At 40.9% G+C, this 16,135-nt stretch carries 9 protein-coding genes; all 9 read right to left on the minus strand.

The window, feature by feature from the left end; genetic code table 11:
* Positions 1–736: 736 nt before the first annotated feature.
* On the minus strand, positions 737–3,502 hold the full coding sequence (locus tag DV942_RS04350; protein ID WP_145855586.1) for a DUF5695 domain-containing protein: 2,766 nt from the start codon (positions 3,500–3,502) through the stop codon (positions 737–739).
* 529 nt (positions 3,503–4,031) lie between these two features.
* Complete coding sequence (locus DV942_RS04355) at positions 4,032–5,807, minus strand: aminopeptidase P family protein (RefSeq protein WP_145855588.1); 1,776 nt, start codon at positions 5,805–5,807, stop codon at positions 4,032–4,034.
* A 448-nt stretch (positions 5,808–6,255) separates the two neighbouring features.
* Positions 6,256–6,723 (minus strand): hypothetical protein, encoded by a 468-nt coding sequence (locus DV942_RS04360; protein WP_145855590.1) that lies wholly within the window; start codon positions 6,721–6,723, stop codon positions 6,256–6,258.
* Positions 6,724–6,730: 7 nt separating this feature from the next.
* Positions 6,731–7,111 carry a LytR/AlgR family response regulator transcription factor gene (locus tag DV942_RS04365; RefSeq protein ID WP_145855592.1) on the minus strand — a complete coding sequence of 127 codons (381 nt, stop codon included), beginning with the start codon at positions 7,109–7,111 and terminating at the stop codon, positions 6,731–6,733.
* 206 nt (positions 7,112–7,317) lie between these two features.
* Positions 7,318–8,220 (minus strand): metallophosphoesterase family protein, encoded by a 903-nt coding sequence (locus DV942_RS04370; RefSeq protein WP_145855594.1) that lies wholly within the window; start codon positions 8,218–8,220, stop codon positions 7,318–7,320.
* A 101-nt stretch (positions 8,221–8,321) separates the two neighbouring features.
* The gene (locus DV942_RS04375; RefSeq protein WP_244950825.1) at positions 8,322–10,187 is read right to left on the minus strand and encodes an alkaline phosphatase; all 1,866 of its coding nucleotides are present in this window, start codon (positions 10,185–10,187) and stop codon (positions 8,322–8,324) included.
* Positions 10,181–11,704: a RagB/SusD family nutrient uptake outer membrane protein gene (locus DV942_RS04380; protein WP_145855596.1), complete on the minus strand. Its 1,524-nt coding sequence runs from the start codon at positions 11,702–11,704 to the stop codon at positions 10,181–10,183. The genes DV942_RS04375 and DV942_RS04380 overlap by 7 nt, the downstream gene beginning before the upstream one ends.
* A gap of 11 nt (positions 11,705–11,715) precedes the next feature.
* Positions 11,716–14,946, minus strand: coding sequence for a SusC/RagA family TonB-linked outer membrane protein (locus DV942_RS04385; protein WP_244950826.1), 3,231 nt, complete (start codon positions 14,944–14,946; stop codon positions 11,716–11,718).
* A gap of 237 nt (positions 14,947–15,183) precedes the next feature.
* Positions 15,184–16,128, minus strand: coding sequence for a FecR family protein (locus DV942_RS04390; protein WP_145855598.1), 945 nt, complete (start codon positions 16,126–16,128; stop codon positions 15,184–15,186).
* Positions 16,129–16,135 lie beyond the last annotated feature (7 nt).

Consider the following 16,135-nt stretch of genomic DNA (forward strand, 5'->3'; position numbering starts at 1 on the left):
ATTAATGAATGGTGTTGAGTTTTAAACTCAATGGCGAAACAACGAGTCAGAGACTCTATTCCATTCTTTAATCCGTAGCGCCTTTCAGAACTCTACGGATAGACATGATAAATCAATCCTGTCCGTAGTGTTAAGTGCAGCGTCACTACGGATTGATGAACAGTGTTGAGTTTTAAAATCAATGGCGAAAAAACGAGTCAGAGACTCTATTCCATTCTTTAATCCATAGAGCCTTTCAGAACGCTACGGATAGACCTGATAAATCAATCCTGTCCGTAGTGTTAAGCGCAGCGTCACTACGGATTGATGAACCCGTGTTGAGTTTTAAACTCAATAGCGAAAGAACGAGTCGGAGACTCTATTTTATTCCATCATCCGTAGCGCCTTTCAGGACTCTACAGATAGACCTGATAAATCAATCCTGTACGTAGTGTTAAGCGCAGCATCACTACGGATTGATGAACGGTTTTGATTTTAAATTCAATAGCGAAACAACGAGTCAGAGACTCTATTCCATTCTTTAATCCGTAGAGCCTTTCAGAATGCTACGGATAGACCTGATAAATCAATCCTGTCCGTAGTGTTAAGCGCAGCGTCACTACGGATTAATGAATGGCATTGAGTTTTAAACTCAATAGCGAAAGAACAAGTCGGAGACTCTATTTTATTCCGTCATCCGTAGCGCCTTTCAAAACGCTACGGATAGCACGGATAGATGGTTGAAGATGATGGTTGATTATTTTTGAAGAATGACTTCGGTCGTTTGATCTTTTGCAAGCGGGAATTCATACCCTCCCCTTTTCTCTGTGCTTTTAGTTTTTACTGAATAAACACCAGTTCCTTTAACTTTTGCAGGTTGCGATAACCGCAGTAAGGCGTTAGCCGTATATTCACCCGCTTTAGCAAGTTTTAGCCGGATTTCACCATTTATCGTATTATAATTTACTTCATCAATGGTTCCGGCATCAAGACTGATCCAAAGCCCTGCTGGCGCAATGTAAACTGATGATTTTGCTGCCGTAGTCAATTTAACATTGACCGTATTGCCAGTTTTATTCAGATTGCCACCAAAAGCTAACCATCCGAATTCTGGATGATTTAAAATGTAAGAGGAAGTATTAACCGCGTAACCAAAAAAACCTGAGCCATAATCGCCCGTAATCCCGTCATTTTTCAAAGTTGACGGATAAGCATGGAATGCTGCTGGCGCAAAACCTTCCTGGGTAATGTTAGAAATGCCGCCCAACAGGCCGCCATAACCTGCTCGTAAAAGATAGAAATCGCCAGGGTTTTTACGGTAATCCATTAAAACGGGAATGGCGTTAAGTGCTGAACCGTAATGATGGATCATCCTTTCGATACGCGAAAGTTTACCACCATAAAGAAAATCCCAGTACCTACGGGCATTACCATTGTACGCCCAGTGCGGCAATACAGGCATATAGGCCAGGATGGCATCAAGCGTTACATTTGCTTTATCCTGGTAGCCAAAATAACTCGACCATACGTAAACTTCTTCTTGACCTGTAGAATCCCAAGGCATTTCACTACCAAATGGATATTGCAACGAGCGCCAGTGGTTAGCCCGTTTTTTCATTTCATTTTCTAACCGGGTAGCTTCTGCGGTTAATCCCTCATTTTTGAGGTCGTTTAAGATGAGATAGAATACCGTACCTTCCATCTGGCCAAATTCTGAATAGTAAGGTGCAATATTAACCATAGCCATTCCTGTTTCGGCAGCATCAATAAGATGTTGTTTCCAGCTCTGCTCTGCTATAAGGCCTCTATAATTACGTGCCAAACGGTACATCACCCAGTGGGCTGCTGCAACATGCGGGTAATTGTAAGATCGGCCGAGGTTATCAGCCTCTTTTTTTGGCCATGCAGACCATACTTTAAAGTTAATGTTTGCATCATAAGTACCCTTAGGAAGTGAATCTGGTGCATAGTAAAACAAGCTCTTTTTTACACCATATTTTTGGGGGCCGCTTTTAAGCTGTAACCTGCCAAACATGACGCTATCTACAAATTGTTTTAGTTTATCTACTTCTTCCTTTTTGGGCTGTACCAATTGTTTCATGATGGCGCCTAACCACGAACCTGCACCTCCCTCATCGCTTAAACCAGAAATCCATGCCCGGTTATCCTGCACTACCTGCTGTTGCTTTTCATTGTCGTAGGTAATCACCGAAGGAGTTCTGTTAAAAACAGGATCCGGCTGGTTAAACCACTGCCTGGTAGTTAAAAAATTACCATAACTTGCAATCACACTGCTTTCAGGATCAATCACTTTGTAGTTTATGGTTTGTTCCAAGCCATCTTCATAAGTAATGGATAACCTTGCCCTTCCCCATGTATTCCCCTTTACCGAATAACTTTTCCAACCGTTTTTGGTTGAGCCTGATACCACAACTCTTAAGGCATTTTCGGGCTGAACCTGAATAGCTTTTATCTTTTTGGGGTAATTTATAAAGAGTTTCCCTTCAACATCTCTGGCTAGCACATAACCCGGAACAGATATGGCTACCGGTCTCTTGTTTTCAATCAGTTTATTCTCGATATCTTTCGCGGTACCCGAAAGAATAAACTGAAGGGCGTAACTCCTGTTTTCGCCTGGTTTTAAAATTGTTGAAGTTGGGGTGTTCCATTGCTCGGCATTTTTCCACTCGTTTTCAGCATAGGCTTTACTATACACCATCCATTCGTAAAAACCTTCAAAAGCAATTCCTCTTGGCGTACGGTCGTCGTTAAGTGGATTGTAAGCTTCAAATGGTGTATGCCCTAATGGGGCAACCAGTAAAGAAGGTGCATGTCCGCTCAAGCGGGTAACCTGTAAATAACCGGCATCTTTTCCAATGTACGGATCATAAAATACATTCTTGGCATGGGTCTGTTCCAGTGTACGCCCTTCTAAAATATTGTCAAAAATCATTGGTATTCCCAATGCACCAATTTCAACGTTTCGATCCGTTTTGTTTTTAAGTTCGAAACGCAATACAAGTTTCCCATTAACCATTTCCCAGGTCCGTTTCACCTGTAATGGAATATCAGCAGGAAGTGTCGCTGCAAGATCAGCAGCAGCAAGGGCATTTTTACCTACCTGAATGCTTTTTACAGGACTCCGTTTTGCCGCAGTGCTGTAGCTCTTCCAGCCTTCTTCGCCGGTATAGCGTAATTTTAAATTGATATCGCCCAAGTGGTACAAACCATCTGAACTCCGCACTTTTAAACTATCGCCGGGTACAAAATCGAAATCTTTAACCAATTTTGGCTGGAGACCTGCTACAGTTTGAGATGATTTAACGAGCTTTAAATTAAACGCCCCGGCATTATAAGATGAAAAACCATTTTCCAAACCTAAAGTGGAAGGCCTTTTCCCTAAGGCAAGCCAGGGCGACTGGGCCTGGACAACCTCAATATTCACTAAAAATAAAACGAAGCAAAATATTGCTTTTAAAGTGTTTAAGAATAAATATTTATTTTTTATTGGCTCAATAATCATGACGAAACGCAGATTTTGTGAATTTAGTTAACCAAAAGTAAAATTTAAAAGTAAAGCATGCACCGAAATCTTAAAATAGCGCAAAATCGGTAAAGAATTGGTGTATTTATAGCAAGTTCAGCCTGCTAAGATAAGTGAATGGCAGATCAGATGGTAAATAGCATGAATTGCTTTCCTAGGTCAAAATATTGACCACATAAGGGATATAAGAACATTAAAAAACTGATCACTAAGTGGAAGGATCCTCGATAAGCTCAGACTGACAAAGATTATATTAAACTCCATTTAATTTCCTGCAGATTACGCAGAAAACGCAGATAATACATGAGTGGATTGCATAGGCTGCTGAAAAGACCATCTCAGCAACGATGATAGCCTAAGAGATCAGCTAATTCGAAAACATTGGCGTGAAAAGCACATTTACTCACCGCATCACCATTCCCAACCTGATTGGGAATGATAATGCATTGGTACGGTTTGTAAATTGAGGTTCCGACCGTGCGAATTTACGACCGTTATTTATATTAGATTAAACAGGCTGACATTTACCTTTCAACCAGTTGGCTTCTACCTCTAACAGCATGGGTTCTAGCTTTTGGAACACCATCTGGTTGTATTGATTTAGCCACTCGATCTGATCTGCCGATAAAAGCGTTTTATTGATAATAGTGGTATCGATAAAACACAAGGTTAAGGTTTCGAAAGTGAGAAAGTGACCAAATTCACTACTGCTGCCAGGTACACATAAAATAAGGTTTTCAATACGTACGCCGTATTTTCCCGGGCGATAAATACCAGGTTCAATGGAGGTTACCATGCCTGGTTTAAAAACTACGTCTACATTAGCCGGACTAATATTCTGAGGACCTTCATGTACATTCAGAAAAAAGCCTATTCCATGTCCGGTTCCATGCCCAAAATTTATAGCATGTTCCCACAGCGGTTTTCTACAGATCGAATCGATCTGATAACCTTTGGTACCTTCCGGAAAAATTAGTTTAGAACCTTCTATTAGCCCTTTTAGCACTAAAGTATAATCATCGGCCTGGGTTGCAGAACATCTACCAATGGGCATTACCCTGGTAATATCGGTTGTGCCGTATAAATATTGACCTCCTGAATCGACAAGAAACAAACCATCACCTAAAATTTCCTGATCGCTTTCTGCTGTTACGCTATAGTGTGGCAATGCACCGTTTGCATTGTAACCCGCTATGGTATTAAAACTCAAACCTACGAAAGATTCTTGTTCTGCCCTGAATGAAGCCAGTTTTTCTGCCGCAGACCATTCTGTAATCTGTTCCTTACCTAAACGCTCTTCCATCCATTTAAAGAACCTCGTCAAAGCTACACCGTCATGCAACATTGCTTTCCGGATATGCTTAATTTCGGTATCGTTCTTTAAACTTTTTAAATTTGTGCTCGGATTAATACCTGAAATGATTTTACCACCTTTTGGCAAACATTCAGATAAGCCGAAACAGGTACGTTTTGGATCAATAAAAATCCGGATATCTTCTGGTAGTTCTTTCAGTGCTGTAGCCACTTCAGTATAGGGATGCAGTGCTACACCTTGCTGATTTAATGTCTGGATATCCGCTTGTGATAGCTTTTGTTTGTCTATAAATAGTTTAACCCCTTCCGGTGTTATTAAAGCAAAACTTAAAGTTACCGGATTATAATCTACGTCTTGCCCGCGTAAATTAAACAACCAGGCAATATCATCAAGTGATGAAATTAAATGATAATCTGCTTTATTTATGCTTAAAACTGTCCTCACCTCATTAATTTTAGCTGAAATGCTAAGTCCTGCAGCTTCCTCATTGATTAAAAAAGCATTTTCTACAGGCAGCCCTACCCTATCCTGCCAGATGTCGCTAATAAAATCAACATGGATTGTATCTATTTCATTCTGAGCTAAATTATGCTGTAACTCCTGGGCCAATGCCACTGTGATGAGTTCGTAATTAAAACCTACCTTTGCTCCTCTTGGCAGCATCTCGCATAACCAACTGATATACTCAGGAGTGTGCGGCACTTTTAGTCTTACCAGTTCGTAACCAGTACCAGTCAATTGTGCTTCGGCCTGTGTAAAATATCTCGAATCAGTCCACAAACCGGCAAAATCCTGAGTAATAACCAGCGTGCCGGCAGAGCCTGTAAATCCACAGGCGAAGGGAATGGCCTTGTAATGTGCAGGTAAGTACTCACTAATGTGCGGATCTGCAGCGGTAACAATATAGGCATCTACTTTTTTAGCGAACATTAATTGGCGCAGGGCCTGTAATTTTTCTGCAAAGGTCATCTGAGAATTGTTTTATTGGGCCAAATTTAAATATTACACCGACATCTTAAAATAAACCAGTATTAATACAACCGATGTTTCGCTTATTTTTGGTTGAAATCAGGTTCAATAAGAATATTATATTAGCTGAACGGATAAAGCGTTTGATTACTGCTTCTCTGCAGCTTGTAAAAGTTTTTCGATTAAGGAACCATTAAACGCTGACCTGCAGCGGAAAGGTATACAATAAACCGAGCCTAGGCAAGCTCAGCGATAGTAATTCATTTCAGCATCGTTCCTGTTAAAAAGACGCTAACTACGAAGTAATTACAAGTCATTATAAATATTATTTCTACCTGTAAAAACAAGTTTCAGCCTGAAGAATGGTCAGGTATGGAAGGTTTATGAAACCGTATTTTAATTCAATAATGATCGAATTCAGGTCTTCAGGTGAACATATCCTAAGAGGCTAAACATACCGGTCTATTGCCGGAGCTTTGATTATCTGGTAAGAATCTGATTTCTGAAAGCAGCGTATGTTAAAAACAAGGGCCGATTCCCGCTCGGCCAATGCATGGATGCCCAATGTAAAACGTTGTTTAAAACTTTTGGTACAAGCCTCTTTATGGCAGATTATTTCATAACGCTGCAAATTTTCTACAATCACATCAAGCACATACCTTGGCCATTGTTTTTTGATTAAATCGGGTAACCAGCTAAACTGCTGTGTATCTATTAAATCACCCATCTTTTCAATAACCACAGGGGGAATATCTTCACCTACAATCTGTGTCCAGTTTCCTCCAACTTCATCAATAATACCTAATACCTTACATCCGGATATAACCAACCAAGGATCTGTCATACCTGCGCGCATCAGTTGATAGGGTATAGCTGCTGAAAGTTCCTGTTCAAAGAGGTAGGTAAGTTGGATCATAGCGATATCAATTGCTTATCGGCAAATTATTAAGTCGTAACAGTTTATCAATTGTACCGGTAAAACGCTTCATTGAAATCGGCTTGCCGAGATAACATTCAAAATTAGAATCTATTCTCCTTACTTCATTTTCCAGGTGAGAGGAAGCGTAGATTACGAACCTCGCTTTGGAGCGGAGATGCTGAGATAGTTCAGTACCTTTCATCCCATCCATATCAATGTCCAAAAAAAGAAAGTCGATTTGGTCGCCCGCACTAATTGTTTTTAATGCGTCAACAGGATTATCAAAGGCATCAGCTAATTTTAAAAAATGTGTGTCTTCAATATAATCAAGAAGTACATCTATGGCGTGCTGTTCATCGTCAACAATTGCACAACTATAATACATAAGCAAATTTAGATAGGTTACACCAAACTTAACATATCTTAATCCGAATCCATATAGAAAGACATAAAAAGGGTAAAATTACGGTAACTGTTTAAGTATTAATCAGACGATTTTTTTGTTTTATGCATTTTCAAAAAGCGTTCAAAAAAAATACCAACTATTTAATAGCCGGTACATCGCGTTGCACAGCAGGTTAAATTCATTCATCAATACTCTATATATTGTTCCTCAAAGCTACCATCAGCATATAAATCGATTATTCCGTAGCCAGGTGCAGTTTCTCTTCTGTTCCCCTCCCACCAGGCACCAGATACCGCACCATTACAGATATAGGTTACATTGTTGTAGACCACTTTATCGCGCATGTGCAAATGACCGCTTAAACACAATCTTACATTGGGATGCGAGTAAAAAAGATGAATAATTTTGGCGGTATCGGTATGCATATCTCCGCCCAACATCGTCCATTTGTTCACAACATTATCTTCTATCATCAATAATGCAGTAAGGATTGGAATATGGGACATCACCATCACCGGCATGGTTTCACCGGTATTTTCCAATTCGTTTTTTAACCAGTTGAATTGCTCATCACCAAGTTTACCAATATACCAGGTATTGTCTATATCTAAATGGGTGCTATCCAGCACAATGATTTTCCATCCGTTCTGTATCAGGCGGTAATAAGGTTTGACCAACTGCAATTTATCCATAGCGTATTTCTTCCCGTAAAAAACTTCGCCTTTGCTATCTTCGTTCCACCAGATATCGTGGTTACCCAAACAATAACTTACAGGGATGCTACATTCGTTTTTCATGGTTTCCTGTACCAGTTTCCATTGGCCATTAATGGCACCAATATTTTCTTTGTTCATATCGAAAACAATATCTCCACCATTTAAAATCAGATCTACTTTTGGCAATTGTGCCTGTAAATGGTGCAAACATCTGGCAAATCTTGCCGGTGCATTAAACTGGTTCTTCAGGTGTACATCTGTAAGATGTGCAAGCCTTAAAACAGGCTTTTTCTCAGTGGTTAACGAAACTCTCGACAATGCTGGCAGCAAAAAAAGGCCACCGATACTTTTGAGTGCAGATCTTCTTTCCATCAGTTTTTTATTATTTAAAACGAGTATTGTAATATGACGCTAGATTAAGAAAAAGCGGCGCTGTAGTAGGTACAGACACCGCTATAGGGATATTTTTTTACTTATTTAGCTTTTACCAGATGAAAGGCTTGAATAATTTTATGAAAAATTTGATTATTGGGATAAACACTGCTGAAATTTTGTGCACCAGGGCCATAAGCGAAAACCGGAACCATGATCCCCGTATGATCGTTGGTACTAAATTCGCCCCTCACCATTCCTTTATAGGCATCGCCATCTAAAAGTGTTAGTCCACCTGTTTCATGGTCGGCAGTTACAATAACCAATGTTTCGCCGTCCTGATCAGCAAAGCGCAGTGCCTCGGCAACGGTACGGTCGAAGTCGTGAAATTCGGTAACCAGATAAGGCAGATCGTTGCTATGACCACCGTAATCAATCTGCGCACCTTCAGTCATGATAAAGAAACCAGGTTTGTTTTTCGATAAAATCTGCAGGGTGTGTGATAAGGAATTTTTAAGCATATCGCCACGGCCTTTTATAACCGGTCTGGTGGCAGAATCATCCAGCAAAACCAATTGTTTACCTTCATACTGCTTTTCAAAATCACTTAGATTATTGGTTAAGTGAAAACCTTTAGCTTTTAACTCAGCCAAAAGCCTGCTGTTTTTATTTTGCTCGAAAGCTTTGCGGTTAGAACCAACTAAAACTTCGGCCTTGCTGGTCAACAGATCATTCGCAATTGCTCCATTGTAGGATCGGTCGAGCTGATGCGCGTAAAATACCGCTGGCGTGGCATCAGTCAGGTCGCCTGCGGTGATGACACCACTTTTGATACCGAAAGCAGATAGGGTATCTACCAAATTGGTTTTATTCTGATTATCAGGTCCCATTCCAATGTAACGGTTATTGGTTTTATAACCTATGGCCATGGCACTCCCACCCGCGGCCGAATCGGTGTTTCCGGCATCGGCAGCAGCGGTTTCAGAAAAGCCGATGTAATGGAATTTTGCCATGTTCAAATCACCATGATTGGCAATCAAACCCGCGTGAATGGCAGCCAGTCCCATACCATCACCGATTAACAAAATGACTTTTTTTGGCGCCTTGTTCTGCCCGTCGGTTTTGTAGGTGGGTGTGTAGGTGGTATACGGCTTTGGATTGGTATAACTCAATTTATCCTGATTCAGATAAAAATCTTTCAGTTTGGTTGGTTTATCGGTATTAATCCAATCAGCGCCTAACCTTTCTAGTACAATCCAGGTATTTGGACTATCCTGTGAAGCCCAGAACCGGAAAGGTTTGCCTTTCTGATGTGCTTGTTCTATTGTAGACCTAATTTTCAATTCATCGGTTTTGGTCGGGTTGCCCTTTCCATTCCATATGGTATGATTTTTCAAATCATCGCTGATCATCGCAACCCGGCCTAATTGTGCATCGGTATAAATGGTTGTTGGTCTGCCATCAAAAGATAATTTTTCATCATAATTTTTAAAATCGGCCGGAGCAGGCATATCGCCACTAATTACCACTTTAATGGCATTAGCATTCTTTTTTGGATCAAATACTTCGGCATAACCTTCCAGCTCCTTCAGCAATACGGGGAGTACATCCTGGTAATCTTCTTTTACATCAACCACCAATTGCAATTTTAAGGCCGCATTGCTGTAAGGGTGATTTCCTTTTGCTTTAAAAAACCGGGCCAGCGGATCAAGATATATTTTTTTAAGTGTAAAACCCGGCTTAATTTCTGAAGCTTCATGTGCGACATATAATTCGCCATCTTTTAAAAAAACGTCGGCCTCAATGGATCCCATTTCGGCATAATATGCAGTGAGAAGCGGAATATCCTGCTTATAATCATTGTGGCTATGCCCATGGTTCGCGTTTAGCTTCACCTGGGCAGATGCACTTTGCAGCCCCAGCACAAAGACCATTGCCGCAAAGTTTATCGCTATTTTTTTTACCATCCTGGGTTTTGTTTAATTACACCCGCACTGTTATCAATTTCTCTTTGTGGTACGGCCCAAACATCGTGTACCTGTGGATTGAAAGTTCTTGCCGGCCAAATCACACTGCCATCATAATCATGCAAAGGTTTGGCATATGTAGCCTGGGCATCGCCCCATCTCACTAAATCGCGGTGACGATCTGCCCATTCTCCGGCAAGCTCATTTCTACGTTCGCGTTTAAGGTCATCCATAGTCATTCCTGTTTTAGCACCTAAACCTGCCCGCAGCCTGATTTTGTTCAGTTCGGTATCGCCCGCGCCCGCACCGCTCAGGTTAATGGCAGCTTCTGCTTTAATCAGCAATACTTCTGCATAACGCATTAAGGGTACATTTAAATCAGTTGTTCCATTATCTCCGTTGGGGTTAACATGGGTTGGGATCGGGTTGGCATAAGAAAATGGCTCCATGTACTTTTTAAACTGGTAATTTGAAGTTGCTCCTCCATCTTTAGTAAAGGTGCGTTCTGCGCCAAAAAACATAAATTTATCACCAGGTTTTAAAATAGTTGCTTCCCTGCGTTGATCGCCAGCTTCGTATGAATCGTAAAGTTCTTTGGTTGGCAGGTAATAGCCCCATCCGTTATAAATCCCCCAGGCTTTATTCGTTAACATTACTCCAGGGAGTTTGCTTCCCCAGCCTGTTCCGCCTCCGCTAGGTGTACATACTACCGACCAGATATACTCTTTAGACCAGTTATTTGAAGCTTTAAAAACATCTGCAAAACCTGTACTGATTAAATCATGCTGCCCGGAGTTAATCACCATATCTGCATATTTAGCGGCATTGGCATAATCTTTTTTGAATAGATATACCTTAGATAAATAAGCCCATGCTGCGGTTTTATGTGCTTTACCATAATCAGCGGGTTTCATTGCCGAAAAAAATGGAAGATTGTCAGCCGCTTTTAAAAGAAGCGAAATAATATAATCATAGTTTTCATTTACATTGCTGGCGCGGGGAATTGCCTGCGATGCGTCGGTTTCGGGTTTCACAATCGGCACACCTGCTTTATCGTTTCCGTAGTTTGCAGCCAGCTGAAAATAGACCAAACCTGCATTAAAATAAGCATCACCAATAATCTGCTTCTTCAAACTTTCATCCATATTGATATTGGGCACATTGGTGATGATATCGTTGGCACGTTTGATAATGGCATAACGCATACTCCACTGCGTTTCGGTATAACCACCGCCTACATATGTACGGTTAAAGTTTTTGATGTTATCGGCCTCTGGCTTGTTACGGCCGGTAACCATATCATCACTGGCATTGATAAACCAGAACATCCCGCGACCGTAAAAATCCTCTGCATTGTAGAGTTCATACATTCCGCCTTCGGCTTTCAGGGCGTCTTCTTTAGTTTTCCAGAAATTCTGCGCCGATGGAGAACCTTCCGGTGTAATATCAAGCTGTTTTGTGCATGAAGAGAAAACAGCAAGGGCGGCAAATGCCATATATTTTAAATTCTTTTTCATTGTTGTTGTGATTATAAATTTACGCTTAAACCCAGGATAAAACTTCTGGCTTGAGGATAACGGCCAACATCCACTCCGTTGTTGTCCATTCCGATTTCGGGATCGAAGCCTGAATATTTAGTAATGGTGAAAAGATTGTTTGCCGTAGCATAAATCCTGACACCGCCTGTTTTTAACTTGTTAGCGATTGATTTTGGCAGGCTATAACCTAAGGTTACGTTGCGGATACGCAGATAAGAGCCATCTTCTACATAAAAATCAGAAGCTGCAAAGTTTCCGTTGGCATCGCTGGTTGAAATAATCGGCACTTTGCCACCCGGATTCTCCGGCGACCAGGCATCCAAAATACCAACCAGTTTGTTATAGGAAGGTCCGGAAGCACTATAAGTAGTACGTTTTACCGCATTAAACAACTTATTACCCTGAACACCCTGAGCAAAAATATTGAAATCGAAATTTTTATAACTTGCATTGAAACTCAATCCGTAAGAGAAATCAGGATAGGCACTGCCTGCAAAATACCGGTCTTTGCTATCAATTGACCCATCGCCGTTGATATCCACAAATTTAAAATCACCTGCTTTCGCATTCGGCTGAATTTTTTGTCCTTTAGCATTTTTATAGTTATCGGCTTCTGCCTGACTTTGAAAAATACCATCGGTTTTTAACACATAATAACTGTAGAGTGCCTGTCCAACCCTATTGGTCAACGGTGCAACCTCGTTACGGAAATTGGTGGACACCACCTGGTTTTCTATACCCGGTATAAGTTCTTCTATTTTGTTATTTACTTTCGTTAAAGTTGCGTTTACCGAGTAAGTGAAGGCTGCATTTTTATCGCTGTTATAAGTTAATCCTAGTTCAATGCCTTTATCTCTTACCTTACCTGCGTTAATGATCTGCGTATTTAAACCTGCCGTTCCAGGTAATGTCCTGGTCAGGATCATTTTATCTATTTCTTTGATAAAATAATCTCCAGTAAGATTGAAACGTCCCAATACCGCTACATCAACACCAAAATTGGTTTGTTTAGATTCTGCCCATGCTATGTTAGGATTGGCCAAAACCGTTTGAACATAACCATTTTGTAAAGTTGGTGTTTGTCCGAAATAACTTTGTGTCGGCATTAATAATGGATTAACCGCATCAGAGGTAAGTGTTCCTAAATTACCAAGAAAACCATAGCTACCTCTTAATTTCAGTTCATTTAACCAATTTACATCTTTAAGAAAATCTTCTTTGCTCATTACCCATCCAACCGAAGCCGAACCATAATTTCTGGTTCTGTTATTTTTAGAGAGCAAAGATGATCCATCACGGCGACCGATTAACGAGAACAGGTATTTTTCGCGATAGTTGTAGTTTGCCCTTAAAAACAGTGACGAAAGCGCCTGTGCATTATAACCGCTCGAAGAAGGCTGTATAACCGTGGCATTCATTAGATATCTATATTGTACTGATTCATCGTCAAAACCAGACCCTGATGAATATAAACTGCGGAGCTGTGTTTTTTGAAATGAATACCCTCCTGTAAGATCAATTTGATGATTACCAAAAGTACCTTTATAGTTTAACACTTGCTCTGTTAGTAAATCGCTGTTACGGTTACTGCGTTCCACTAAACTATTGCTCAATACCGGCTTTCCTACTTCAGGTCTTTTAGGTGTAAAGCTTTTAAAGGCAGCGTCTGTTTTGGTAATGCTTAAATTAGACCTGAAAGTTAAACCTTTGGCCAATTTAATATTAGCATAAGGATTAATTACCAACACATTTACAGGATTGTTGATATCAATACGCATTAAATCGGCAACAGGATTAACAATATCACCATAATCGCCGGCATAAGGCCCCGGCAAACCCGCAAAACTACCGTCGGCATTGTAAGGTGTAGCATTTGTAGGATAATAAATGGCTGAAAGTAAAGCACCGGTATAATCGCTGCTGGTATTGGCACCATTGCCGTTGGTGCTGCTGTACGACAGGTTTTCGCCCACTTTTAGCCAATCGGTAACTTCGTGTTCGGTATTGATCCTGAAGTTGTAACGTTTGGTTTTGGTATTTAACACAATCCCTTCAGCATTACGGTAATTAAAACTGAGGTAATAGTTAGACTTTTCGCTACCGCCGTTTATCGCTGCATTGTAATCCTGTAATAATCCAGTTCTAAAAACCTCATCCATCCAGTTGGTGCGGGTAATCTGCCCGTCAGGATACTTTGCCGGATCAAAAGCGGGTAATAGATTGCTACCGCCATTTTTTGCGGCCGTAGCTGCCACCTGTGCGCGTTGTTGCGCATTTAAAGGTTCCAGCTTTTTCCATGCGCTTTGTTGGCCCAATTTAGCGTCAAAACTGATCTGCATTTTTCCGCTTTTGCCTTTTTTGGTGGTAATTAATACCACACCGCCCGAAGCCCTTGCGCCGTAAATGGCAGCAGATCCGTCTTTTAAGACTGAAATTGATTCGATATCATTAGGATTAAGCTGTGGCGTACCCGAAAATATAGAACCATCAATTACATACAGTACATTTTCTCCATTAATACCACCCGATCCGCGGATATTGATACGCGGTGCAGATGTTGGGTCGCCGCCCTCATTGGTCACAATCACACCGGGTGATTTTCCGGCCAATACCTCACCAACACTGTTTAATGAACGTGAAGAAAGTTTATCCAACCCAACAATACTAATTGCCCCGGTTAAGGTTTCTTTTTTCTGCGTACCGTAACCCACAACTACAACATCAGCAAGTGTTGAGCGTTCTTCTGTCAAAACCATATTAATTACCTGTTCTTCGCCTACCTTTGCTTCCCTGGTCTGGTAACCGATCATCGAAAATGAAAGCACTGCATCAGCACCAACCGCAATGCGATAAGCACCGTTTCCATCGGTGATGGTACCACTTTGTGTGCCTAATACTTTTACAGATACGCCCGGAAGTGCCAAACCTGTTGTATCTCTTACTATTCCTGTAATTATCCGGTCTGGTTTATTCATTACGGCGTTGTTTAAGATCACATATCCGCCTTTTTCCAGCACCTGCAAACCAAGTCTGTCTAAAAGCGACCTTACAGGCTCGCTGGTAAAATCGCCGCTTACCAACATGTTTTTTTGTTGCAGCTGATCTGGATTATACACAAAACTGAGTCCGGTACGTGATTCGATTTCTTTGATGATCTCGGTCATCTTGCGGCCTTTACCTATAGTAAGTCTAACTCTGGTTTTCTCTAGTTTCTGTGCCATACCTGCCGAAGCGAGGATTGAGCTACAAAAAATGCAGAGAATTGTAAATGTTAAACATGAGTATTTCATGATCTTATAAAGAGCTGGTGTCCGCTTGGCGGAGGTTGTTTTCATTGCTTAATTTGTTTGATTTTGTTTTTGTAAAGCTTTATTTATGCTGGCTTTGTTGCCAGAAAGAGAGATTGCGGCTCTTGGTCTTACCAGTAACCGTACATAATTCTATATCATATCCTTATCTCATCTGTATATTTTAAATGATTTATGATTTTTTGATGCATTGAACCTGAGGTGGTGCAGACTGCAGAGAATATCCAGAATCTCCTCCGGTGATTGCGTGCTGCTAAAAGATGCAGTTGTTTTAAGTTTGCCTAGAGCGCTATCGTTTAATAAAATTTTAATGCTGTATACATATTGGAGTTTAGTAACCACCTGATCAAGCGTTGCTCCATCAAAAGCAAATTTGATAACAGCAGATGTTTTACTTTTGCGGATGGCAGTACGACCGTTATTTTTATCATAAGTTAAAGATTCGTCCTTAACCAGCGTACCCAGGTTGCCTTTTGGATTGCTGACCGCAACTTTACCCGTAACCACGGCAACCTCAAGCTGCTTACTGGCCTGATAAGATTTTATTTTAAAAGAGGTACCCAAAACGCTAATGTTTACACCAGCACTTGTATGTACGGTGAATGGTCTTTTCTCCTGATGGGTAATATCGAAAAATGCCTCACCCTCTTCAAGTTCGATTTGGCGGCTGTTTGAAGCAAATGTTTTAGGATAGCAGAGTTTTGCCGAAGGGCCTAATAATACAACCGAACCATCAGGCAAGATAATTCGTTTCTGCTGCGTAGCGCTGTTAATTACGGTTATCTGATTTTCAGACGGTATTTCACTATTCAGTTTCCAAATAACAACCCCCACTGTAACCATCAAGAGTACGGCGGCGGCAACCCTGATAAAAGATCGGAGTTTAAGTACGCTGCCAATTGTTAACTTCCTGCGCATAGCAACCTGAAGTTGGGCAAACATTTGCGCACCTATTGCAGCTTTACGGTCGGCAGGTACAACCACATCTTTTACCTGGAATGTGGCATACCACTCTTCAACCTTTTTTTGCTCTTGCGGACTTGCCTGCTCATCGAGATATTTTTGCAGCAGTTCCTTTGCCTGTTCTTCTGTCATTTAAATA

Source organism: Pedobacter suwonensis (assembly GCF_007833675.1).
Classification (GTDB): domain Bacteria; phylum Bacteroidota; class Bacteroidia; order Sphingobacteriales; family Sphingobacteriaceae; genus Pedobacter; species Pedobacter suwonensis.